Annotated in this window: 19 protein-coding genes; 2 read left to right on the top strand and 17 right to left on the bottom strand. The window is 27.6% G+C overall.

The genetic code is table 11. The features are described 5' to 3' along the window. Positions 1 to 145: 145 nt before the first annotated feature. From ACJJVK_RS10740 to recN, 3 genes are all read right to left on the bottom strand, one after another. Entirely contained in the window at positions 146 to 1,096 is a 951-nt protein-coding gene (locus ACJJVK_RS10740) for a glycosyltransferase (RefSeq protein ID WP_405565903.1), read from the bottom strand. A 207-nt stretch (positions 1,097 to 1,303) separates the two neighbouring features. Further along, positions 1,304 to 2,110: an enoyl-ACP reductase gene (locus ACJJVK_RS10735; protein ID WP_405565901.1), complete on the bottom strand. Its 807-nt coding sequence runs from the start codon at positions 2,108 to 2,110 to the stop codon at positions 1,304 to 1,306. 148 nt (positions 2,111 to 2,258) lie between these two features. Next, positions 2,259 to 3,914, bottom strand: coding sequence for a DNA repair protein RecN (recN, locus tag ACJJVK_RS10730; RefSeq protein WP_405565899.1), 1,656 nt, complete (start codon positions 3,912 to 3,914; stop codon positions 2,259 to 2,261). A 647-nt stretch (positions 3,915 to 4,561) separates the two neighbouring features. Here recN and ACJJVK_RS10725 point away from each other — a divergent pair. Continuing rightward, on the top strand, positions 4,562 to 4,795 hold the full coding sequence (locus ACJJVK_RS10725; RefSeq protein ID WP_405565898.1) for a helix-turn-helix domain-containing protein: 234 nt from the start codon (positions 4,562 to 4,564) through the stop codon (positions 4,793 to 4,795). Positions 4,796 to 4,834: 39 nt separating this feature from the next. Here ACJJVK_RS10725 and ACJJVK_RS10720 read toward each other — a convergent pair whose 3' ends face one another. From ACJJVK_RS10720 to ACJJVK_RS10675, 10 genes are all read right to left on the bottom strand, one after another. Next, positions 4,835 to 5,308 (bottom strand): hypothetical protein, encoded by a 474-nt coding sequence (locus ACJJVK_RS10720; RefSeq protein WP_405565896.1) that lies wholly within the window; start codon positions 5,306 to 5,308, stop codon positions 4,835 to 4,837. Positions 5,309 to 5,394: 86 nt separating this feature from the next. Next, positions 5,395 to 6,288, bottom strand: a complete 894-nt coding sequence (locus tag ACJJVK_RS10715; RefSeq protein WP_405565894.1) for a DUF4835 family protein — start codon at positions 6,286 to 6,288, stop codon at positions 5,395 to 5,397. Positions 6,289 to 6,336: 48 nt separating this feature from the next. Beyond that, positions 6,337 to 7,554, bottom strand: coding sequence for a bifunctional phosphopantothenoylcysteine decarboxylase/phosphopantothenate--cysteine ligase CoaBC (coaBC, locus tag ACJJVK_RS10710; protein WP_405565892.1), 1,218 nt, complete (start codon positions 7,552 to 7,554; stop codon positions 6,337 to 6,339). Between the two features lie 2 nt (positions 7,555 to 7,556). Next, positions 7,557 to 7,877 (bottom strand): DNA-directed RNA polymerase subunit omega, encoded by a 321-nt coding sequence (locus ACJJVK_RS10705; protein ID WP_068365019.1) that lies wholly within the window; start codon positions 7,875 to 7,877, stop codon positions 7,557 to 7,559. Positions 7,878 to 7,885: 8 nt separating this feature from the next. Then, complete coding sequence (locus tag ACJJVK_RS10700; protein WP_405565890.1) at positions 7,886 to 8,752, bottom strand: outer membrane protein assembly factor BamD; 867 nt, start codon at positions 8,750 to 8,752, stop codon at positions 7,886 to 7,888. A gap of 273 nt (positions 8,753 to 9,025) precedes the next feature. Beyond that, positions 9,026 to 9,901, bottom strand: a complete 876-nt coding sequence (gene dapA, locus ACJJVK_RS10695) for a 4-hydroxy-tetrahydrodipicolinate synthase (protein WP_405565888.1) — start codon at positions 9,899 to 9,901, stop codon at positions 9,026 to 9,028. 98 nt (positions 9,902 to 9,999) lie between these two features. Next, positions 10,000 to 10,506, bottom strand: a complete 507-nt coding sequence (locus ACJJVK_RS10690; RefSeq protein ID WP_405565887.1) for a DUF6913 domain-containing protein — start codon at positions 10,504 to 10,506, stop codon at positions 10,000 to 10,002. 211 nt (positions 10,507 to 10,717) lie between these two features. Next, positions 10,718 to 11,518 (bottom strand): hypothetical protein, encoded by an 801-nt coding sequence (locus ACJJVK_RS10685; RefSeq protein WP_405565886.1) that lies wholly within the window; start codon positions 11,516 to 11,518, stop codon positions 10,718 to 10,720. Positions 11,519 to 11,563: 45 nt separating this feature from the next. Further along, positions 11,564 to 15,220, bottom strand: coding sequence for an ABC transporter permease/M1 family aminopeptidase (locus ACJJVK_RS10680; RefSeq protein ID WP_405565885.1), 3,657 nt, complete (start codon positions 15,218 to 15,220; stop codon positions 11,564 to 11,566). Between the two features lie 105 nt (positions 15,221 to 15,325). Beyond that, on the bottom strand, positions 15,326 to 16,213 hold the full coding sequence (locus tag ACJJVK_RS10675) for an ATP-binding cassette domain-containing protein (protein WP_405565883.1): 888 nt from the start codon (positions 16,211 to 16,213) through the stop codon (positions 15,326 to 15,328). Positions 16,214 to 16,346: 133 nt separating this feature from the next. On the opposite strand from ACJJVK_RS10675, the gene ACJJVK_RS10670 reads away from it, so the two are divergent. Further along, entirely contained in the window at positions 16,347 to 17,435 is a 1,089-nt protein-coding gene (locus ACJJVK_RS10670; RefSeq protein ID WP_215993220.1) for a M42 family metallopeptidase, read from the top strand. A 75-nt stretch (positions 17,436 to 17,510) separates the two neighbouring features. Here the strand turns inward: ACJJVK_RS10670 and ACJJVK_RS10665 are convergent, their stop codons facing one another. The 4 genes from ACJJVK_RS10665 to ACJJVK_RS10650 are packed head-to-tail and all read right to left on the bottom strand — an operon-like array spanning position 17,511 to position 23,747. Further along, positions 17,511 to 18,791, bottom strand: a complete 1,281-nt coding sequence (locus tag ACJJVK_RS10665) for a YaiO family outer membrane beta-barrel protein (protein WP_405565882.1) — start codon at positions 18,789 to 18,791, stop codon at positions 17,511 to 17,513. Further along, entirely contained in the window at positions 18,791 to 21,214 is a 2,424-nt protein-coding gene (locus ACJJVK_RS10660) for a sulfatase-like hydrolase/transferase (protein WP_405565880.1), read from the bottom strand. Before ACJJVK_RS10660 ends, ACJJVK_RS10665 begins: the two co-directional genes overlap by 1 nt. 27 nt (positions 21,215 to 21,241) lie before the next feature. After that, positions 21,242 to 22,675, bottom strand: coding sequence for a glycosyltransferase (locus tag ACJJVK_RS10655; RefSeq protein WP_405565878.1), 1,434 nt, complete (start codon positions 22,673 to 22,675; stop codon positions 21,242 to 21,244). Next, entirely contained in the window at positions 22,665 to 23,747 is a 1,083-nt protein-coding gene (locus ACJJVK_RS10650) for a HEAT repeat domain-containing protein (protein WP_215993119.1), read from the bottom strand. Before ACJJVK_RS10650 ends, ACJJVK_RS10655 begins: the two co-directional genes overlap by 11 nt. Between the last annotated feature and the right edge of the window lie 15 nt (positions 23,748 to 23,762).

Raw genomic sequence — 23,762 nt, 5'->3', positions numbered from 1 at the left:
ACAATCGAAGTTATAAAATTAGTCCACTTCATCATTATTATATATTTTGTTCATATTCAATTTAATAACCAAAGATATTATTCATTCCTTTATTGTAAAAGAAAAACACAGTTTTTATAATATAAATTAATAGAATATTTTTAATTTATTTACGCATAAACTGACTTTGCAAAAAACCAAAACCATATCCTAAAAACTGAGTAAGAGAAGTTATGATACTTAACACAGCAACTGATAATCCATTTTTAAAAAGTGAATCGAAAAATAATGCTAAAAAATAGAGATAATAACAACTGAATAAAGTTAAATAACCAAAAAATGCCAATAAAATACTTAGAGTAAAACCAATAATAAATATGCTAGGAAACCAATAGGTTATTTTTGCTGTTGATGGATATTTCTGATTTAAAATTGGTCTTGCAGTTCCGAAACCAAAAGTTTGTTTAAAAAATTGTGGTATTGTACTTCTGCGTTTGTGATATACAAAAGCGGTTGCAATCAATTGAGTTTCTAAATTATTTTTCCATAGTTTGAAGGTTAAATCTATATCTTCTCCGTTTTTCATTTTAGAAAAACCTTGCGTTTTTTCAAATGCCTTTTTTGATAAACCAAAATTAAAACTCCTTGGCTGAAATTTACCTACAGCTTTTTTCTTACCACGAATTCCTCCAGTAGTTAAAACAGCAGTCATGGAATAATTAATGGCTTTTTGTAAAACTGTAAAATTTTTATGTGCTGCATCTGGACCTCCAAAAGCATCTGTATAATTGGTTTGTAGCTTTTTTGCTACTTCTGATAAATATTGTTTTGGTACAATAACATCTGAATCTAAGATGATAAAATAATTACCTGAAGCTTTTTGCATTCCGAAATTTCGGCTTGCTCCTGCTCCACTGTTTTCTTTAAAAAAGTATTTTAAATTTATTTTTGATTTGTACTTCTCTACAATTTGATCACTTTTTTCTGATGAACCATCTTCTATTATTAAAACCTCAAAAGCTTCTGAATACGTTTGTTGTGTTAAACTTTCTAATAACTCGTCTATTTCTTTTGGACGGTTATAAACGGGTACGATTATAGAGAAAAAAAAATGCAAATTTTTTAGGTTTCAGTGTCGCAAAATTAAAATATTTTACAACGATATTGTAAATGTAAAAAAACATAAAATGCAAACCTAAATAGATTTGCATTTTATGTTTTTCTAAAAGTTGGCAAACAAGCTTAGCCCAGATTGAAGTGGCATCCTTTTTTTGTTTTTTCAAAAAAAGATATAACGTAAAGCTGGAAATAGCTTCTAAAAATATTACTCAAACTTTTCCATAACAGGATCACTTACTCCCATATTAGAGAATCCACCATCGTGAAATAAGTTCTGCATTGTTACTTTTTTAGTTAAATCTGAGAACATAGAAATTGTATAATCTGCACATTCTAAAGCAGATGCATTACCTAAAGGACTCATTTTTTCTGCGTATTCTATAAAACCATCAAAACCTTTTACTCCACTACCAGCTGTAGTTGGTGTTGGCGATTGAGAAATTGTGTTTACACGTACTTTATGATCTCTACCAAAAAAGTAACCAAAACTACGTGCAATACTCTCTAAATAAGCTTTGTTGTCTGCCATATCATTATAATCTGGAAAAACTCTTTGTGCAGCCATATAGGTTAATGCTACAATAGATCCCCACTCAGACATTGTATTTTTGTTGTATAAAACATTCATTACTTTATGAAAAGAAAGTGCAGAAATGTCCCAACCTTTTGCTGTAAAATCGTAATTTGAATCTGTATAATGTATTTTTTTTCTAACGTTTACAGACATACCTATTGAGTGTAAAACAAAGTCGATTTTACCTCCTAAAATTTCCATAGATTGTTCTACTAAAGCTGTTATATCTTCTAAAGAAGTTGCGTCTGCAGCAATTACTTGAGAACCTGTTTTTTCTGCAAGCGCATTTAATTGCCCCATTCTTAAAGCAATTGGTGCGTTTGTTAATACAAATTCTGCACCTTCTTCATGAGCTCTTTCTGCAACTTTCCAAGCAATAGATTGCTCATTTAAAGCGCCAAATATAATTCCTTTTTTTCCTTTTAATAAGTTGTACATAATACTAGTTATAGGCTTCTTCGTTTTTTAATAATTTTTAAATTGTAATAAGAAGAAGCGATTTAGATTTGTTAATTTAATTGTGCAAATATATCTATTACTTGCTTTTATTAAAACATAAGTTGTTCAAAAAATTCGTTAAGAATTTTTATAAACTTAAAAGTTCTTTTGCGTGTGTTAAGGCAGAATCAGAAATATCTTTACCACTTAACATTTCTGCAATTTCTTTAATTCTTTCTTCAGTAGTTAATTGCTTTAAATTGGTAGTTGTAACACCTTTTACTTCTTTTTTAAATACCTTATAATGGTTTTTTCCTTGCGATGCTATTTGTGGTAAATGTGTTATTGCAATTACTTGCATGTGTTTGCCCATTTGCTGCATAATAGCTGCAATTTTGTTTGAGACTTCACCTGAAACTCCTGTATCTATTTCATCGAAAATAATGGTTGGTAATTGTGTGTTTTCTGATAAAACTTTCTTTACAGATAACATTATTCTTGATAACTCTCCACCAGAAGCTACTTTTTTAAGTTCGCCAAAACTACCTCCTTTATTAGCAGAAAATAAAAATTCTAATTCGTCTTTTCCGTTAGAAAAATAGTTTTTAGTTGGGTTAATCTTAATAGAAAATCTTGCGTTTTCCATACCTAATTCCGATAGTAAAAATTGCAATTCTTTGGTTAATTTAGGTATTGAAGCAACTCTACTTTTTGTAATTAAACCCGCTAATTTATCTAATTTAACAGCAACGTCATCAATCTCTTTTTGTTTGTTATTGATGGTTTCTTCAGCATTTTCTACTTGACTTACTTTTTCTGATAAATCTTCTAAAACTTTAATTAATTCTTTATTTGTAGAAACTGTATGCTTTTTCTGCAAATTGTAAATCAATTGTAAACGATCGTTTAATTCTTCTATTTCATTCGGATTAAAATCGACGTTTTCATTGGCATTTTCTAATTCTGCAACAACATCATCAATTTCTATTTTTACTGATGTTACTCTTTCTGATAATTCTTGATAATCTTTAGAAAAAGAAGCGATTTTTAACAAGCGATTTTCTAGCGTATTTAATAAGTTTTGAATACCAATTTCTTCATTTACAGAAATTTCTAAAGCTTCTGATAAATTTAATTTTATATCTTCAATATTATTTAACTTCTCTAATTTTTCTTCTAATTCTTCTTGTTCATCAACTTTTAAATTGGCTTCTTCTAATTCATTAAACAAATGCAAATTGTATTCGTATTGCTGATTTGCTTCTTTTTGAACAGCTTCTAATTCTTGTAGTTCTTTTTTTAGCTGATTAAGTTTTGCATAACCTCTTTTGTAAGAAGCAATTTTCTCTTTGTTTTTTGCTAAAGCATCTAAAATAGAAAACTGAAAACTGTTGTCTGATAATTGCAAAGTTTGATGTTGCGAATGCACATCTATTAACTTTGTTCTTAATTCGTTTAAAACGGATAAACGAACAGGTGTATCATTTACAAAAGCACGAGATTTACCTGAAGGCAAAATTTCTCTTCTAATAATAGTTTCAGATTCGTAATCTAAATCTACTTCATTAAAAAAATCGTTTAAATTATAATTCGCAATATCTAACCTGGCTTCTACAACACATTTTTTAGAAGTGTCTTTTAAAGAGTGTAAATCAGCTCTATTACCCAAAACCAAACCTAAAGCACCCAACAAAATGGATTTTCCTGCACCAGTTTCTCCAGTAATTATAGATAAACCAGAAGAAAAATTAATAGCTAATTGACTGATTAAAGCGTAGTTATTTATGGAAAGTTGTGTGAGCAAGTTCTCTTAATTTTAAACAATAAAATTAGTGAAATTTTAAAGAATACTAAACTAGTTTTTTCTAATAATCATTGTAAAAATTTGGTTAGTTTATTTGGGGCTTGTAGGTTATTAAAAAAAAAGTAATAATTCTACCTTCTTTGTAGCTATTTGGTAGTATAAAGTAATTTGTTTTAGAATTTCTACCTTATGAATAGTTTTATCTTTTTCCCATTTTTTAAAAGTTTCTGAGCTTAATTTTAAAATTGTGGTGATATCAGAAACTTTAGTTATAAAATTAATTACTTATTTTTCTGACCAATGCGTTTCTAAATAATCAATATTTGTAAATATGTACTTATTTATTGATAAACAAAAAAAGAGTGAAATAAAATTCACTCCTTAAAATAATTATAAAATCAATTCAAAATATAATATATTTTAGAAAATCAAAGTTTTAATCAGAACATTTAAGAAGGTCTAACATAGCAATGATACTGTAAATTTAAAACAGAAAAACTATTTTGTCAATATCAAAAAAATTATAAATTATAAGTTTATCAAATCCCCATTTATAGGGAGGTTTCTCCCCATATATGGGGAGAAAAAGAATTTACCTTCTATAGAGATTGCACAATTCGGTTTATCTTATTAAATTAGAAACAAAAATGGAAGAAAAATTAATTGCTATTAGAAAGAAAATAAAATTTGCTCGCTTAAAAAAAGAATACTCTCAATATTATATGGGCTGCAGATTAAGTACAAGTCAAATTGCTTATCATAATTTAGAAAACGGAAAAAGCAATATTAAAATAGATACGTTGTTAAAAATAGCAACTATTTTAGAAGTGGATGTAAAAGACTTTTTTGATTTTGAAGAGTTAAACAAAAAGGGAAGTTGATAAATAATCTCTCTCTTGTAGAGATAAACTAAACAAAAATTAAGACTTAAGCCTCATCTTATTATTTCTTAATATTAGAAAACAAATACCTATTAGTATTACAGAAACGATTGCAGCTATAATCGTTTTTTGATAACTTATTGGAATTAGCACTTGATTTTTAGAATGGAAGTAATACGTAAAAGGGTATTCTTTGGGTAGAAAAATAGATAAATACATTTTCTTATCAATATAATCCATGAGGTTGGCCATAAAAAAACCAAAAACTGAAAATTTTAGATATTTTATCCCTAAGAAATACATTAATACTAGAGACCAAAGATAAACAGCAAATTCTATGAATAGCATTTCCTGGATAGTTCTATAGGGAAATTCACCTATGAAGTCTAAAACATAATGAGAAGCAAAAGCAAGAATTCCACCAATAATAAAAGTTTTCTTTTCGCTTTTAGTAATTATATAAGTTGCTGTTATAATAGCAATACCTATTGCTCCATGTGTGCTTGCATGCATTTTCTATTTTTATAAAATTTTGATAAAATACCTTAAAGTTTACTATTTATTAGAAAATTCTAATACCCAGAATTAAAGAAATATAGTTATTCAATATTTCTCCACTTAGAATTATTGTTAGGAGAAATTCTTTTTAAGGTTGTCGATAATTTAATGGCATTTCTAGTTCTAGGACCATCAGAATAAATGTTTACTAACTCGTCTGCTTTGGCATCAAAAAATACTCGAATTAAATAATTACCAACAGTTTTGTTATACAGATTTTCCATTTTAAAAGCACTATCTTCTATGGTCTGTTTTGCGTATTCTTTGTTTGTTCCAAAATTGTCTAAACCTTTAATGTGGTAATCGTACATTACATCTCTATAGGCTTTTAATTTTGGTGCTAATAAATTATCAATCAACAAAAAACGATTTTGTTTACCTACCACATTTTGCCAAGCAGATAAACCACTTTGTTGTGCTTGCAACATAACATTTTGTGCCTCTTCTAATTCAGTTTGACCTCCGTATTTAGAAAATGAATCTGCATCAACCCCTAAAATTGTGTATACATAAAATACAATAGTAGATACTAAATTACTATCAAAAGAATTTCTATTGTAAATTAAAGGATCGTATTCATTGTACCTAAACGTAAAATCGTTGTCTTTTAAATTTAATAAAGGGCTTGCATAGCTTGAACCGTAAACTGGTCTTGAAGATTGTATTTGTAGAGTAGCTGTGTAATTATTGTTATTTCTTTCTGTAACTATAATATTCATTGCACAATCTACTTTTTCTTCAGTTTGTACAACTCTGTTTGTCCACTTTGTTTGATTCACAAACTCTGTTAAAGATTTTTGTAAAGTTTCAAATACTTGTCTGTTAGAGCCAGAAATTTGATCGTAGTTTATGTTTACCAAACAATTTAACTCTTGAGAATTCATGTTTGATGTTATTAAGAACAAAGCAAAAAGAAAAATAATTTTACGCATCATATACAATAGTTCTTTTTTAGATTATTTATATAAAAACAAGAGATATCTTTAATTTAGAGTTTTAATTCTTAAGACAATTTCGTTCATTATATCTTCAGCTACTTCTATTTTCGACTTTAATTCAAATGGTTTTTCATTCAAATTTTTATCAATAATAGTAATTTTATTTGTGTTAGTGGCAAAACCTGCTCCTTTATCTTGCAAAGAATTTAAAACAATTAAATCTAAATTCTTACGTTTTAGTTTGCCTTTTGCATTCTCAATTTCATTATTTGTTTCAAGGGCAAAACCAACCAAAAGCTGATGTTTTTTAATTTCGCCTAAAGAAGCTAAAATATCTTTTGTGGGTGCTAACTCAATTGTTAACGAAGATTCCTTCTTTTTTATTTTCTGATTAGCAACATTTTTTGGTTTATAATCTGCAACAGCAGCAGATAAAATAGCAACATCTACATCATTAAAATATTGATGTGCTGCCTTATACATATCTTCTGCAGAAACTACATCTATTCTTTTTATTGATGAATGTTTCACTTTTTGATGACTTGGCCCAGAAATTAAAAACACTTCTGCACCTAAATTTGCGGCCGATTTTGCAATAGCAAATCCCATTTTACCTGATGAATGATTCCCAATAAAACGAACAGGATCTATAGCCTCATAAGTTGGGCCTGCTGTAATTACTATTTTTTTACCTTTTAAAGGCAGTTTGTCTAAAATATCATTCTCAATAAAAGTAACAATATCTTGTGGTTCTGCCATTCTTCCTTCACCAACTAAACCACTTGCTAGTTCTCCAGAAGTTGCAGGAATTATAATATTACCAAAACTTTTTAATTTGTCTAAACTTTTTTTGGTGGATGGATGAATGTACATATCCAAATCCATTGCAGGTGCAAAATATACTGGGCATTTTGCTGATAAATATGTAGCTAACAATAAATTATTGCAAGTACCATTTGCCATTTTAGACATTGTATTTGCAGTTGCAGGTGCTATTAAAAAATAGTCTGCCCACAAACCTAAATCTACGTGATTGTTCCATAATTCATTTTCTTCTTCTTTATTATAAAAAGTAGAATGAACAGGATTTTTAGAAAGTGTAGAAAGTGTGAGAGGTGTTATAAAATCTTTAGACGCAGGTGTCATTATAACTTTAACATCTGCGCCTAATTTTATAAATAAACGAACTAAAGAAGCCGTTTTATAAGCAGCAATTCCAGCAGTAATGCCTAAAAGAATTTTCTTACCACTTAAAACAGACATTTTTATTCTGTTTCTGGAGTTCTGTGATATACTTTACCTTTTAACCATTCATCAACAGCAATAGCAGTTGGTTTTGGTAAACGCTCGTAAAATTTAGAAACTTCAATTTGTTCTTTATTTTCAAAAACTTCTTCTAAACTATCATTATAAGTAGCAAACTCATCTAATTTATCTACTAATTCTTTCTTTAAATCAGCATTAATTTGATTTGCTCTTTTAGCAATAATTGAAATTGCTTCGTAAATATTTTCAGTAGGAGCTTCGATTATATCTTTGTTATAAGTAATAGTACTTAATGCAGCTTCTGTATCTTTATAATCCATAATATATATTATTTCTCTTTGGTATTCTCTTTTTGTAAATCTTTAATCTGAGCAATAATGCCATCGATTCTTTTTTCTTCTTTTTTAAGTGTTGCTAACATTTTATTAGATTCTTCCATAAATTGAGATTCTGGAAAGTTTCTTTCTAACTTTTCGTAAGCATCTATAGCATCTTTAATTCTGCTTTCTTTTCTTCTGTCTGTACTTTTAAGTACATAATCGTGTGCACATTTTAATCTATAATATAAAGCTTCTTCTTTAAATTCAGAACCTAAATAATCTGATAAAAGATTATCGAAAGCCTGTATTGCTGCTTTATAATTTCTAGAATCGTATTCTGCTGTTGTATAATACGTTTTAGCAATTTCAAAATATTTTTTCTGTAACTTATATCTTAAATCTTTATAATGTTGATTTGCCTCATCAATCTTATCAGAATTAGGATATGCATTTATAAAACTTTGAAAAGCTTCTAATGCTTTATTGGTATCTGTAGGGTCTTTGCTAAAAACTGGCGAAGCTAATTTGTAACTTAAAGCGGATAGAAAAGAAGCTTCTTCATTTTTAGAACTTTTTGGGTAGTTTTTTGTAAAACGATCAAAATAATAACCAGCAAGACTATAATTTTTTTCGTTAAAATTAGACTGAGCTACCATATATTGTACACGTTCCATTTGAGGTTTACCTCTATATGCTGGCGTTATTTTTTCAAATAAACGCAAAGATTTTGCATATTTTTTGGTTTCGTACATTTTTACAGCCATCTGATACTGATCTTCTACACTCCCTTTATTTAGTACTTTTTGATACTCTCCACAAGAGAATAACATTACACTAAACACTACTAAATACGCTAAATTTTTAAATTTTTGCATCCGGCAAAATTACTAATTAATTATGGATAATAAAAGAATTTATTTTTTATGAAATAATTCTTTCCTTCTTGCTCCTGAAATACTAAAACAAGTCTCAGTATTAGCAGTTCAGCTTAACAATTAAATGCAAGTAAGATTCATCAAAATCTTAAAAAAAATAATTTTAATTAAAACAATTTTTGATGCACTAAATTGTGTCTTGCAATTATCAGCAAAAAAGACTTAAAATATTAATAAATTGATACTAAAAGTTTGTTAAGATTAAGTGTTTACTTAAAAGGCTTTTACGTAGTTTAATATTTTAGTATGTAACTGTTCACTAGCTTTTACTAATGGCAAACGCACATCATTTTTACAAATATTTAATTCTTGTAAAACCGTTTTTATACCTGCAGGGTTGTTTTCTTCAAAAATATAATCTACAACATCCATCATTTTAAAATGGATTTTATAAGCTTCTTTATTTTTACCTTCTAAACCTAATTGTATCATTTTAGAAAATTCTGCTGGATAAGCTTGTCCAATTACAGAAATTACACCAGATCCACCAGCTAAAGTTACACCTAAAGCCAAATCATCATCACCAGAAATAATTAAAAAATCTTCTGGTTTATCTTTTAATAATGCATTGTATTGTTGTTGGTTGTTACCTGCTTCTTTTACAGCTACAATATTACTAAAGTCTTTTGCCAAACGTAAAGTTGTTGCTGGCTCCATGTTTTTAGCTGTTCTACCTGGTACATTGTATAAAATTATTGGTAATTCTGTAGCTTCTGAAAGCGCTTTATAATGCTGATAAAAACCTTCTTGAGTTGGTTTACTATAGTAAGGTGCTACTGATAAAATACCATCTATACCAGTAAAATCTCTAGTTTTCAACTCTTTAACAACCTCTAAAGTATTGTTACCACCTACACCTAAAACTAAAGGCACACGCTTATTATTTGCTTTTATTATAACATCTATTATAAGTTGTTTTTCTTCTTTGGTAATTGTTGCACTTTCTGCTGTTGTACCATTAATTACTAAATAATTAGTGCCGTTTTCGATATTAAAATTCACTAAGTTTATTAGTGCTTCTACATCTACAGATAAGTCATTATTAAATGGCGTGACTAAAGCAACACCTGTACCAATAAATTTTTGCATTCTTTAATTTTTAAAGCGGTAAAATTACAATTTTCAAATTGAATTTGTAATGAAAAAAAGTGTTTCTAATAAAGATAACACAAGTTTTAATTTGTAGTTTAATTTTTGAGCTTATTTAACACTATTAAATATTTTTTTAATTCTGATAAAAAACTGTCTACTTTAGTTGGTATTTCTGCAATTTCCATATCATATAAACTCGGATTTACGTTTGCAAAACCAACTTTAAATTTTGCATTAGAACGTAAAACTGCATTTTCTAAATACAGATTATTTTTATTAAAATACCCAATTAACAAATCGTGTGGTTCTTCTATAAAAGATTTAAAAGTTTTGTTTTTTACTTCTCCTTTCCAATTAAAATCTTTTTCTGTAAAAAATTTAAATGAAGGAACATTTTTTCTAGTGAAGGGTCTAAAATTATAAGTTCTTACATTACCTAAATCTAAAATTCGTTCTATATCATCTTGAATTTTCAACCATTTTGTAACCTCATCAGAAGCAATTACACCAACTGTATAAACCTCTTCATTACAGACCACTCTATTTTCTTCTTTTTCTTTCAATAATTTATTGAACCGTTTTTGAATAAAAGATTTTTTCAATTTATAATATGAATATGGGATTAAGCTTTTGTAAAAATACTATTTATTTTCTTTTGATAAAAAAAGCAACAAACTTATCATTTCTATTTTTTATTTAAGAATTTGAATATTTTAAATAAATAATCTTAAAAGAATTAAAACAATTTTATAAAAATCAAAATATTAAAGTAAGTTATTACAAAAGAAGAATATTTACTTTTATGATTTATAATTATTTAATTTGAATATGAATGTGATCATCGTGTCTGACAGCTCTACATCCATGATATCTAATTTTTTTATCCTTTAAATTCATTCTGTCTTTTAAATGAGGTTCAATAAACATTTTTTCTAAACTTCGATTTTTTAAAAGTTTTTCAATAAGTTTTTTTGTCCCATTTTTAGAGAAAACTAGATCTTCATTGACTGTACCCAATGTTAAATATTTTGGAAAATCATATTGAAAATAACCAATTGAAAGACATTTATCAACTTGATTGTACTCGCTTGATTTTGGATTTTCAAAAACTCCATAACCACTCATAGATTTTTGTTTACTTGAAATTAACCCTTCTTTTGTTTCGTAAATAAGACTTAAATCTATTTTATTCCCATCATTATGACTTAAATGTGGCAACAAAGGGAATTTATTTATAAAAGGAAAATTTGCATCTAAATAATGAATCTTAATATTTGTACCTTTTAACTCGTTTTCTGTGTTTTTTAAAAGCTGATTCAATTTAGGATTTACATAATTTCGGTTTAATAAATCAGTAAAATAACTTGTTGGCTTAATACTTTCTGAATGCTTTACCTTTTCACGACCAAAAAATGGAGCCAAAAACGGAACAATTAAAAAAGTGCTAAAAAAGTAAAAAACGACAAATACAATTAGAGTTTTAAACTTAAAATCTCTGTTCCATTTTTTAGAAAAAAATAAGCTTAATAAATAAACAATTCCTCCTATTTGAGTAATTGCTGTTAAAAAGCAAAAAAGGATAAATCTAAATACTATTTTAAATATATATTTCAATTTCAGAATTTATCTTAATCAAATTTAATCTTTAAAACTTAAAAACTACAACTTCTGTCTGTTGTCTGTAGACTGTGTATCAATTAATTTATTGTAAGGATCTACACCTATTTCAACTGGTTTTTTATCAACAATAATTGAAATTTTATTATTGATTTGCGTTATTTTATGTTTCTGTAAATATAGTTCTACTTCTTTATTTACACCATCAATTTCTTTTTCGCCAAAAATTCCAATATCAATATAATCTTCTAGTTTTACTGATAAAATTGGCTTCTTTTTATCTTTTGGAGTAAAAGTTAAGGTATCTCCTACATTTTCTCCATAGAACTTTTTCCCTTTTTCATCATTTCTATATTTTACAACTTCAAACTCAATATCTACTTGATATTTACCGTTTTCTAATTCTGTAGATGTAACCTCTAAAATTCGATTTTTATATAACGTAATTGTTTCGAACATATCTTTAATTACATATTGTAAAGAATCTGGAGTAGCCTCTTTAATATAATCTAACATTTCTATAGATGTTGTATAAGGAGGCTCTTGAAATTGAACTTTTTCAACGTATTTTTTTAAAGCTCCATTCAATGTTGACTCACCTATATAATCGCTTAAAGCATAAAAAACCATTGATCCTTTTTGGTAATGGATATAACCTTGTCCATCATTATACATTAAAGGTTTTTCTCTTTTGGTTTCGAAAGTTCTTTGCATTAAATAACCATCTAAAGCTTCCTTTAAAAAAGTACGCATTTTGGTTTTTCCATTTTCGTGTTCTAAAACTTTTAAAGAAACATATTCAGACAGACTTTCTGATAACATTGTAGCACCCAAAACATCTGCACCAATTACTTGATGTGCCCACCATTGATGTGCAACTTCGTGAACAGTTACTGCAAAAGGATAATCTACACCATTTTCGTTTTCATCATCTACATCAGCAATAAATCCAAAGCCTTCAGAAAACGGGATTGTATTTGCAAAAGATTGCGCAAAAGTACCTGCTGTTCTAGGAAATTCGACAATTCTGGCTTGTTTATGTTGATAAGGACTAAAATATTTTTCATTATAATCTATAGATGCTTTTAAACCTTTCATCATTCTAACTAGATTATATGTGTGTGGTTTGTGATAATAAATTTCTAAACTAATGCCTTTATACATTTCCTTTTTCACTTCATATCTAGCTGAATTAAAAGCATAAAAGTTCAAGATTTTACTATCCATTTTATAATGATAATATTTACGATCATCTTCTAGCCATTCTCTTTGCAAATATCCAGGAGCAATCGCAATTTGATCTTTAGAAGTAGAAACTGTGGCTTCAAAATCGATCCAATCAGAATCTTTTGAAATATAAGTATCTCCTAAAGCACTTGAATCTAAAGGATGTACTTGTAAATTATTTGGTGGTAAATCGTACTTTTTACGTGTTTTATTGTCTCTTAATTCTCCTTGTGAAGAATATCCTAAGGAAGGAAAAATTGATTTATTATTTATAAATGTTCCGTTTTCTCTTATAGGCGAATTACGCTGAAACATTGTGTTTTCTGCACTTTTTACATTGACTGTTAATTGTAAAGAATCACCAGGGTTTAATTTTTTATCCAACTGATAAATATCAAAATTAAAAACAGTGTCTTCTAAAACTAAATTGTTTGGCTTATTAAACTCAAAAGTGTTTTCTAAAGAATTATGATTCAATAAAATACTATCAATAGATTTATCTGTTTTGTTTACCATTGTAAAAACAGCTTTGGCTTTATACGTTCTTTTCTTCGGATAAATATCTACATCTGCTTTAACAGCAACAATTCTAGGCTGTTTATAATCTTCGTATTTTTTATACATTTTTTCCCATTCAACAGCATCTAATTCTGCTTGTTTGGTTGATGAATTTTCGTTGTCTGATTTTGTTTCTTGAAAAATAGAAAATCCTAAAGTAAAAAAGGATATTAAAATTACACCTAACGCAATTTTTAATGGCAACTTAAAGCGTTCTTTTGCAAAGTAAATTCTTTCTGAAAACGAACTTGGTATTCCTCTTACCCACATTACAATACTTAAAATAACAAGCACAGATCCTCCTAAAATCCAATAAAATTTATACCATAAATATCTTGATAAACTTGAGCCATAACCATTCATATCAGAATAACTAAAACCTGGACCTTGGTTGTATTTAAAAACATCTAATTCAATACCTATAAATGATAAAAGCGGAGTTCCTACAGCAATAATCAACACAATAAAAAAGCCTAAATATTGATTTTTAACCAATGTCTGAATAAAAATAGATAACAAAGCCCAAACTAAATAATTCAAGAATTTTAAACCAAATAATTCTTGCAGATACAACCCGATTTCAAAATTATAATAACCTCTATAAACCTGAAATAATATACCAGCAACCATAATTACTGCCAACAACACAAGTTGCATTTTTAAAAGCGCAATTAACTTAGAAAAAAGCAATGTCCAATTTGGCACAGGTGTACTATCTACCAAATGATTTATTTTTGCAGTGTTTGCTCTTTGCACTAACATACCTGCATATAAAAAGGTACATACATTTAGTACAAAAAAGGTAAAGATGTTACCACCTGCCAACATTTGCCAAGTTACAGGCAATGTATCTGTTCCAAAAATTTCGCTAGAAACAAATAATGTAGCTACTAAAATAATAACACCAACTATTAAAATACATATAAAAGGCAAACTTTTAAAAATGTATTTAAAGTCGATATTAGACAACCTCCACATTGTTTTTAAATTCTGCAAAAAGGAATAATTGTAAGTTACTTTAGGCAAATTTATTCTTGTAATTCCGCTAAAATTTCTTTTTATAACGCGTTCAGCTTTTACTTTTCTAAATGATATTGTAATTGCATTTTGACTAAATTTAAAATACTTAAATACCAAGCCAAAAACTAAAGAAGAAATGAATAACCATAACAATCTGTTGTAAATTATAAACTTTTCGAAAGGGACTTGCAGTTCATTTTGCTCGGACATTGTCCAATATTTTGTGTATTTATTTAAAGCGGAAAACCCAAAAGGATCTAATAAAGCTAAAAGTTCTTCTTGCTCTGGTTCAGAAAAAATTGCACCCATTGCACCTTGAAAAAACATTAAAATAATTACAGTAATAAAACCTGCACCCACACTTCTAGAAAAAGTAACCACAGCAAAAACTACTGCTCCAAAAAACAACATATTAGGTAAAATATACACCAAATAAGCGTTTAAATAACTTGTTAAATTTAAATCGTCAACAATATCTGAATTGGTTCCAGGAAAACGAAAACCAATCATCATACCTAAAGCTATTGCAAAAAGAATAATTGAAACTACTACAATACCACTTAAAAATTTTGCAAATAAATAATTTGCCTTTGTAAAAGGGTATGAAAACAAAATGGTATGCATTTCACTTTTAAAATCTCTGTAAATAGAAACCCCAATTATAGAAGGGAATAAAAAGTACATAAAAGTGGTAAAAAGACTAAAATTACCAATAATGTTTATGGGCGAATTTACAATTCTTGATGAGCCAACTGTACCTGTAATATTATCCCAAATTCCTGCAGAACTTGCAGAAATTAAAAAAGCAATCATTACAAAAATTGTTAGATATATATAAAACACAGGTCTTTTAAACCAATAATTTAATTCTTGTTTGAATATTGTAGAAAACATAATTTTAGATTGTTAGATGATTTGACAGTAAGATTTTTAGAAAGTTAGAGGATTGGATTTTTGGATTCTAAATATCTATAGATCCAACAATCCAACAATCATTATTTAAATTAAAACTGGTTCATCTTGTTTTAAAGCAATAAAATACACATCATCTAATTGCGGTGTAACCTCTACAAAATCTTCACTAGGTTTTTCTGGAGAAAATACTCTTATGTTTAAGGTATTATCTTGATTGTAATTAGATGATAAAATATTGAACATTTTTTCATTTTCTTCTAAATCATCTCTGTTGATTATTTTTTTCCAGATTTTACCTTCAATTTCTTTAGTAGCTTCTTGTGGAGTTGTGTGCTTTAAGATTTTTCCTCCATTTAAAATGGCCATTTCATTGCACAATTCCTTAACATCTTCTACAATATGAGTCGAAAAAATAACCGTACAATTTGTCCCCACTTCTCTTAAAACATTTAAAAAACGATGTCTTTCTGCAGGATCTAATCCAGCAGTTGGTTCATCAACAATAATTAATTTAGGGTTATTTAAAAGCAATTGTGCAATTCCAAAACGCTGTTTCATTCCTCCAGAATAACCTGCCACATATTTATGTCTTACTTCATATAAATTAGTAATTTCTAAAACTTCTTTAATCAGTTTTTGTTGATCTGATTTTTTAGAAATCCCTTTTAAGGTTGCAAAATATTCTAACAATTCTTGTGCAGACATTTTAGGATAAACTCCAAAAGATTGAGGCAAATATCCCAATACTTTTCTCAAAGACATATTATCATCTAAAACATTAATATCACCAAAAGTTATAGAACCAGAATCTGGACTCTGTAAAGTTGCAATTGTTCTCATTAAAGAAGATTTACCAGCACCATTTGGACCTAACAAACCAAACATTCCTGTACCAATTTCTATACTTAAATTATCAATTGCCTTTACTCCGTTTTTATAGGTTTTGGTTAAATTTTCAATTACTAGCTTCATTTTTGTTGGTTTTATTATGTTTTCTGATTTGTGACAAATGTAAAAATAAGGACTTTTGATCCGTTTTTTTATCCTTTTTTAAATGATATTCATAAAAATTCGTTTTATTTTTACACAAAACAGAAAAGATATTATGTCAGAAAAATCAATTTTAAACGAAAAATCATTAGAGTTTTTAGAAAAATACTTAAATAATGCAGCTCCAACTGGTTATGAGTGGGAAGGCCAGAAAATTTGGATGGATTATTTAAAACCTTATGTAGATACTTTTATTACAGACACTTATGGATCTGCAGTTGGTGTTATAAATCCTGATGCAAAATACAAAGTTGTTATAGAAGGGCATGCAGATGAAATTTCTTGGTATGTAAATTACATTTCTGATAATGGATTAATTTATGTGATTAGAAATGGAGGTTCAGATCATCAAATTGCGCCAAGTAAAATTGTAAATATTCATACAAAAAACGGAATTGTAAAAGGTGTTTTTGGTTGGCCAGCCATACATACTAGAGATAAAAGCAATGAACAAGCTCCAAAACCAGATAATATTACTATTGATACTGGTTGTGCTACCAAAGAAGAAGTTTTAGCTTTAGGTATTCACGTAGGTTGTGTAATTACTTACCCAGATGAATTCCATATTTTAAATGGAGATAAGTTTGTTTGTAGAGCTTTAGATAATAGAATGGGTGGTTTTATGATTGCTGAAGTAGCTCGTTTATTAAAAGAAAATGGTAAAGAATTACCTTTTGGTTTATATGTAACCAATTCTGTACAAGAAGAAATTGGTTTACGTGGAGCAGAAATGATTACACAAACTATTAAACCAAATGTTGCTATTGTTACTGATGTTACTCATGATACTACTACACCAATGATTGAGCCTAAAAAAGCAGGTTTAATGGAATTGGGTAAAGGACCAGTCATAGCTTATGCACCAGCTGTACAACAAAAATTACGCGATTTAATTATTGATACTGCAGAAGCTAAAGATATTCCTTTTCAACGTTCTGCATTATCTAGAGCAACTGGTACAGATACAGATGCATTTGCATACAGCAATGGTGGTGTTGCTTCTGCTTTAATTTCTTTACCTTTAAGATACATGCACACCACAGTAGAAATGGTACACAGAGATGATGTTGAAAATGTAATTAAAATGATTTACGAATCGCTTTTAAACATTAAAGACGGAGATACTTTTTCTTATTTTGATTAAATAATAAACAGTTTCAAATTTCGCTAATTTCTGTATTAATTTATTTGAAGTTAGCGAAATTTGCGTTTATATACTTTACTTAAATCTTATTGAATATGATGCCCCAAAAGAAGGATACACAAAGAATTCTCCTTTAGCAAAAGGTTTTTCTTCTCTAAACATACTTGCAGTAAAGCCTAATAGATTTTTCTTGTTTTTAGTAGAAAAGAAATAACCCAAAACTAAGGCTTGCGAATCTAAATTAAAAATTTCATCTCCAGTAAAACCTGGCGCAAAACGATCTAAAGCTGGTGAAGCTCCAAAACCAATTTCTAGATTAAAATAATTATCTGCGTCTTTTCTAAATTTTCTATAAATTATTCTTCCAGAAGTACTTGTACCTGGATCTCCAGGAGTTACATAACCTCTTAAACCTAAATAACTATTTCCTGTATACCAACCTAAAGAACCTGTATAAATCGTAGTTTCTGTAGAGAATTTTAACCATCTAAAACCTAAAGAAGCTTCTAAACTTTTAGGTAAAGATTTATATAATTCAAACCCATAACGTTGTGCAGGATTTAAAGGACTGCTAGAATAACCTGCATTAACATAAGCATACAAACCATTTATAATTCTTGGATACATATCAACCTCAAATTGATAATTATCGGTTTCAAAACGGTTTGCATAATTAAAACGAGCTATAACACTTCCGTATTTTGTTTGTCTTGAATATGACAAAGAAGAATAATACATATTAGCTCTTCCATTGTCTTTATTAGCATCGTAAAAATCTGTAGACAAGCTAACACTAATTGTATTAAACCTTAATTCTGCTTCTAAAGATTTTTTATACTCTAATAATTCAGCATTATTTGGATGAATTTCTACAGCACTTTCTATAATTCTATAGGCTTCCTCTTTATTATTTCTATTAAACTCTGATCTTGCTTTTAACTGCATTAAATCTGCATCATCAGGAAAAAGTTTAAGAGCATTTTCTATTATTTTTAAAGAACTAAAATACTTTTCTGAATACTGTTCATTTTTAATATAAGCTATCCAATCATTTTTTCGTTCTTTATCTTTGTTTAAAATATACTCAAACTCTTTTTTTGCTTTTGCGTATTTACCATCCCAAGAATAGGTACTTGCCAATAAAGATCTAACATCTAAATAATTAGGATGTTTGGTTAAAATAAATCGCAAAGAATCTTGTGCTTGAGCACGTTTACCATTAAAAGCTAAATCTCTAGCTACTTTAAAAGCAGTGTCTGGGTTACCACTAAATATTTTTTTTTGTGCAGATAATTGATTCGCACAAAACAACATTATCATTAAGAATAAAATTTTAATTTTCTCTTTTTTTATCATTATAATGATTTTTTTAATTTTAAATAAACTTTATTTTTTGGCTGCTTTTTTAGAATACTGTCTATAATTGTTGTTGCTTTATCAGTATTTTTCATAGTTGCATAAGCTCTTGCCATTTTAAAAGCCACATCATCATTTTTAATTTTATTTTTAATGGCTTTATCTACAATTACTATAGATTTTTCGTTTTGAGAAGACCACCAATACATATCTAAAAGTGCCAAATAAATATCATCATAATAAGGAGATCTTTTTAAAGCATTTAATAATTCTTTTTCAGAAGCTTCATATTGGCCATCCCAAGCTAGAGTTCTACCTTTTAAAATTCTAACATCTACATAATTTGGTACTTTTTTTAAGATATAATTACAAATTAGTCTCGCTGTTTCTCTTTCATTATTAAAAGCCTTTTGTCTTGCAGCCATAAACATTTCATCTACAGTTAAACCATTTGTTAATTCTTCTATTTTTGTTAGTTCTTCTGGTGTAAAAATATAAATACCTTTTATTTTAGTATTCTCATTTTCTGGATATATTTTATTATTTTTAGTTACATAAGCATTTAAATTTTTAAACTCATTAAATGATTTTGTTGCATCATTTAAAACAGTTTTATCATCTATTTGATAAATGTTGAAATCTTCTTTTATTTTATATAACTTACCATCTGATAAGAGATAATCTTTATAAACATAATCACTTAAACTACCTTTATAACGCATTAAAGGTATTTTATGAATGTTTCTAAATGTTTTTGAAGTATCTATACCATCACCAAGCCAAGCTGTTTCTTTTGGCAAATCTAAATCGTAACTATTAGATAAAAAAGAAAGTAAACTTGGTGCTAAATCGTAATGAGAGTTTACTGCTTTCATTGTTGTCGGTTTTTTTAATAAAGGACTGTAGATAAAAAAAGGGACATTAAATCTGCATAATTTATCTTTTTGAGCAATTGGTATTAATCTGTGATCACCTGTAATTATAAAAATGGTATTCTTAAAATCTGGTCTTTTTTTATAAGATTCTATAAACATTTTTACACTTGCATCTGAGTATAATATGCTTGCAAAAATATCTTTATTACTTCGTATTTGTTTTTTTGTTGCTTTAAGAGATTTGTTTGTTTTAAGAATACTATCAATTTTTAATAAATATTTCTGTTTTACAGGAAAAGTAAATGGATCGTGAATGGATTGTGTTGCTATTAAATCTAACCTTGGGCTTGGTATATCATCTAAAACAGACAACGTTTTTTTAAATATTTCATAATCTGAATATCCCCAAGAAAAACCATTACTAGAATTTACAGATTTAGGGTAAGTTTCATCATACTTATTTTCATCTATTATATTTTCTACTCCATTATGTTCTAAAAAATTAATCTTTTTATCAAAACTAGATTGATCTCCTGCAAAAAATGAAGTTGAATAATCATTTTGTTTTAAAACACTAAACAATGATAAATGTGTAGGTATTTCTTCAATTTCTAAAAAACCTTTTTCACCAAAAGGTAAAGATGCCATTAAAGATGGCAAAGCACCAAAAGTTCTACCAGCGTTACTTAAAAAGTTAGGCCAATAAAGCGATTCTGAAATTAAGCTATTTAAATAAGGAGTAAAACCACTGTAATAACTATCACCTACAAACTCTGCCCCTAAACCTTCTACTTGAATTATTACTATATTTGGTTTTTCTGCAGAAACATTAAAAAAAGGACTTAATACATCTGCTATTTTTTCTGATGGTTTTAAAAAAGGGTACTCTTTATTACCTTCTAATTTAATAGATTTTACATCTATTTTTCCTTTTTGATATTTTAAAACATCAACAACAAAAAAGTATATTTTATTCTGATAAATTGAGTTAGAGAAACCTGGTAAAACAAACTTTAATATTAAAACAATTAAGGCTGCTGTTAAAAAAATTCTACTGCAATATTTAAAAAATTCTGCTTTTCTTAAAAAGAAACAACTCGATAGAAAAACTGCAGGAAAAATTAAAAAAGTTATAAAAAATAAAATAGAAGAACTCCCTGAAGAGCTTACTGTTAAATAAATATCATCTAAAGAATAACCCAATAAATCTGCACCTAAATTTAAAAGTGTTGTAAGACTATATTTTGTTAAAGCTAGTTCTATAAAAATAATTAACACAAATAAAATTCGTATAATAAGTAGCCCTTTTCTTGTTTTTTTTCTAGAAAAAAGATAGTAAAATGGTAAAAATATTAAGTAAATAAAAATTACTGTATAAAAATGATTAAAGAACTTAAAAACTAAAAAGTTAAAAATCCCTGGAGTTTCTTTACCACTAAAAAATATAGATGTATACTCAAATAAACTTATTAACCAAAAGGTTAGCAACAATGAGAAACAAGTTATTATGTACTTTCTGTTTTTTTTATTTAGTTTTTTTGTTATCATTTTTTATGGGGGAGATTAAAATGTTAATTAAGATTTAGATAGTCCTTTTCGTACCATAACTCCCCATTTCTTTTTCTTATTAAAATAATAATCATAGTTACCTCTCATTGCAGCATAAAGAACTAATGGATGCAATATAAATGGCTCTAGAATAATGGTAAGTACTAATTTTAAACCAACACCTTTCTTTTTGTATTGATGATATGTAAATTCTTCTGTAAAAATTGCTACAAAAGAAAAAAGTAACGAAAACAAATAAGCTAATAAAAAAAGGCCAACAACAAAACTCCATCTTAAAGGTTGATAGCATACTAAAAACAAAAAGTAAAGTATACCTGTAACTTCTACAATAGGTGCCATTCTTTCGAATACAAACCAATAAGGTACACTTAATAACCCAAGTAATTTGTATTTATAATTTAAGGCTAAATATTTATGCATTTTTAGAGTTTCTATGGTACCTCTTGTCCATCTATTTCTTTGCGATATTAAAATTTTTCTATCATCAGGTGCTTCTGTCCAACACAGAGGATCTGGGATATAAGCTACTTTATATTTTAATTTACGCTCTTCCATGTAAGCTCTCATTCTTACAATAATCTCCATGTCTTCACCAACAGTTTTGGTATCATACCCCCCAACTTCAATTGCAATTTCTCGATCAAACAAACCAAAAGCACCAGAAATAACAAGTAAACCATTTAGTCTTGCCCAAGCCATTCTTCCTAATAAAAAAGCTCTTAAATACTCTAGAATTTGTACTCTTTCTATCCATTTATCAGGAAAATTAATATCTACTAATTTTCCGTCTTCAATTTTACAAGAATTTGCAATTCTAATAACACCACCAGAAGCAATTACTTTTCTATCTGTATGTTCTAGAAAAGGCTTAACCATTCTTTGTAAAGAATCTTCTAACAATAAACAATCTACATCTATACAAGCTAAATATTTACTTTCGCTAATGTTAATTCCGCAATTTAATGCATCTGCTTTTCCTCCATTTTGTTTATCAACAACAATTAACTTATCGAATGCAGGGTTTTTAGATTTAAAAACACCTTCTCTTAAATCTTGGGTAGGCACTTTTTTATTGATTAAATACTCCACCTTTTCTAAGTCGTATGCTTTTATTAGTTTCTCTAGACTATCGTCTTTACTACCATCATTTACAATAATAACATCGTAATTTACATAGTGTGTAGATAATAAAGACCTTACATTTTCTACAATATTTAAACTCTCATTGTAAGCTGGTGCTATAATAGATATTGTAGGTGCTAATGGCGATTTTATTAAATCTTTGTAGTGTATAAAACTATTTTTCTTTAAATAATCTACAGTTTCTTTTGATGAAAAAACAGCCAAAATAATATAACCACCAACAATAAGAATTGTAAACACTAAAAAGAAATAGTGAAACGTAAGTAAAATAGACCTTAAAATTTGATCAAAATCCATAGCTAACATCTAAAAAATTAACAATTTTAGTGTAATCTTCATCTTCTTCAGATACTTTTTCTAATTTATTGTAAGCAACCACATCTATCCTTTTTAAGATTAATAATGCTGCGTGCTTTATTTCAAAATTTTCATTTTTAACATTACTCAATATAAAAGGAACATCTTCTGTAGTTGCAACTTTATTTAACAGTTTAAACGTTGCCTTTTTTTCTGATAAGGTTAATTCTTTAAACTTACTTTTTAAAATATATTTAGACTCTGCAACTTCAAAATGAATTAAAGTTTCTATTGCTTTTAAACGCACTTCTATATTACCATGATGTAATAGACTTAGCAAAATTTCTTTAGTTTCTAATCTATTAAACATTTTTACAACATTTAATATAAATATGATAACAAAATCATTATCAGAAATTAACCATTTTGAAACATCAATAATTAAATGATTTTCGATTTTTTGGATTTCTCCTAATAATTGAATTTGATCCCATTCAGAAAGTGGTACTTTTAAATCATCTAAAAAAGTTAAACCATCATAACCAAACAATTCTAAGAAATATAAATGTGCTTCCCTTCTAACTTCTTCTTTAGGATGGTTGATAAAATCAATAATAATATCTTTAAATTTCTCAATTTTAAAACGTCTAGAATCTCTTATACCAATAGCAATTATATTCCACTTTTCGCTTCTTAATTTTTTTATTGTATATTTTAATAAACCTATTTCTTCATACAATTTGTGCATGGTTAAAATCATATTACCAGAAATTTCTTGACTTAAAATAAAGAAAGTATCTCCAATAATTTTTCTTTTTCTTCTGCTGTTAGCTCCTTTTTTAAATTTTTTTATAATTTTTTTCTGAGTGTCACTTAAAAAAATACTGTCTTGTTCTGAGTATAAAAATTGTATTAAATTTTCTTCTACAGTTACTCTATAATTCTTTTCTTTTTTATCTATAATTCTAATATTTTTTCTAAATATTTTAAGATAAACAATAAGAATTACAATTATAACAACCAGCATTACAACTATAGCCCAAATTACACTTTCAATAAGTGGGATTACCATAATATTTTTAAATTA

This window comes from Polaribacter sp. Asnod6-C07 (assembly GCF_045063625.1).
Taxonomy (GTDB): Bacteria; Bacteroidota; Bacteroidia; order Flavobacteriales; family Flavobacteriaceae; genus Polaribacter; species Polaribacter vadi_A.
Note: the sequence above shows the minus strand (reverse complement) of the source record. Positions and strands in the feature narration are given on the sequence as shown.

What these genes read in the sequence shown, in the direction of transcription:
- ACJJVK_RS10655 (WP_405565878.1), bottom strand. Translation starts at nt 22,675, where the DNA reads ATGGATTTTGATCAAATTTTAAGGTCTATTTTACTTACGTTTCACTAT.
- ACJJVK_RS10720 (WP_405565896.1), bottom strand. Translation starts at nt 5,308, where the DNA reads ATGCATGCAAGCACACATGGAGCAATAGGTATTGCTATTATAACAGCA.
- ACJJVK_RS10665 (WP_405565882.1), bottom strand. Translation starts at nt 18,791, where the DNA reads ATGATAAAAAAAGAGAAAATTAAAATTTTATTCTTAATGATAATGTTG.
- ACJJVK_RS10725 (WP_405565898.1), top strand. Translation starts at nt 4,562, where the DNA reads ATGGAAGAAAAATTAATTGCTATTAGAAAGAAAATAAAATTTGCTCGC.
- ACJJVK_RS10705 (WP_068365019.1), bottom strand. Translation starts at nt 7,877, where the DNA reads ATGGATTATAAAGATACAGAAGCTGCATTAAGTACTATTACTTATAAC.
- ACJJVK_RS10675 (WP_405565883.1), bottom strand. Translation starts at nt 16,213, where the DNA reads ATGAAGCTAGTAATTGAAAATTTAACCAAAACCTATAAAAACGGAGTA.
- ACJJVK_RS10670 (WP_215993220.1), top strand. Translation starts at nt 16,347, where the DNA reads ATGTCAGAAAAATCAATTTTAAACGAAAAATCATTAGAGTTTTTAGAA.
- dapA (WP_405565888.1), bottom strand. Translation starts at nt 9,901, where the DNA reads ATGCAAAAATTTATTGGTACAGGTGTTGCTTTAGTCACGCCATTTAAT.
- ACJJVK_RS10700 (WP_405565890.1), bottom strand. Translation starts at nt 8,752, where the DNA reads ATGCAAAAATTTAAAAATTTAGCGTATTTAGTAGTGTTTAGTGTAATG.
- ACJJVK_RS10735 (WP_405565901.1), bottom strand. Translation starts at nt 2,110, where the DNA reads ATGTACAACTTATTAAAAGGAAAAAAAGGAATTATATTTGGCGCTTTA.
- ACJJVK_RS10715 (WP_405565894.1), bottom strand. Translation starts at nt 6,288, where the DNA reads ATGATGCGTAAAATTATTTTTCTTTTTGCTTTGTTCTTAATAACATCA.
- coaBC (WP_405565892.1), bottom strand. Translation starts at nt 7,554, where the DNA reads ATGTCTGTTTTAAGTGGTAAGAAAATTCTTTTAGGCATTACTGCTGGA.
- ACJJVK_RS10650 (WP_215993119.1), bottom strand. Translation starts at nt 23,747, where the DNA reads ATGGTAATCCCACTTATTGAAAGTGTAATTTGGGCTATAGTTGTAATG.
- ACJJVK_RS10680 (WP_405565885.1), bottom strand. Translation starts at nt 15,220, where the DNA reads ATGTTTTCTACAATATTCAAACAAGAATTAAATTATTGGTTTAAAAGA.
- ACJJVK_RS10660 (WP_405565880.1), bottom strand. Translation starts at nt 21,214, where the DNA reads ATGATAACAAAAAAACTAAATAAAAAAAACAGAAAGTACATAATAACT.